The organism is Dryocola boscaweniae (assembly GCF_025215095.1).
Classification (GTDB): Bacteria; Pseudomonadota; Gammaproteobacteria; order Enterobacterales; family Enterobacteriaceae; genus Dryocola; species Dryocola boscaweniae.
In genome coordinates this window covers 1-446 of the sequence record NZ_JALHAP010000033.1, presented here as the reverse complement: position 1 = coordinate 446, position 446 = coordinate 1, and the positions used below count along the sequence as shown (strand labels likewise).

Annotated in this window: 1 protein-coding gene; it reads right to left on the bottom strand. The window is 46.2% G+C overall.

What is annotated here, in order from left to right:
* Positions 1–446: HAD hydrolase family protein (locus tag MUA00_RS00175; RefSeq protein WP_271130447.1), on the bottom strand; the 446-nt coding region annotated here is incomplete at both ends.

The following is a 446-nucleotide window of genomic DNA, read 5'->3' as shown; positions in this document are numbered from 1 at the left end:
AATAGATCTTCCGCAATATAACGGACAGCAGCTCCTTTATTGACCTTAGGATGGGTTGCTTCTAAAAAGGTCGCAACAGATTTGGTAAAGTAAAACTCTTCAGGAGAGTAATGGGTCTGCAAGTCTAGCAGTAGTGTATCAATTAGGTTTGGATCATCGCAAAGCGCCAAAACTTTGGTGGGTTCTGTCGCAAGGGTTTTACGCAAATCTCCGACCGGAATAGGTTGAATCAGGGAGCGCTGAACGTATTCTTTCGTCCCGTCTGTGATTTCACGCACGTACAGCTCGTCATTGATGTAGAAGTGCACTGAAATTTTGTGCCGCAGGTCGGGATGCTCAAAATAGTCTAAAAGTTGCTCTGCTCCCAGGCTGGAGACTGTAAGGTTCTGGTGAATTTCTTCGGTCGTCGGATCTTTGATGAATGCGCCCTGATAGCTCATCAAGGG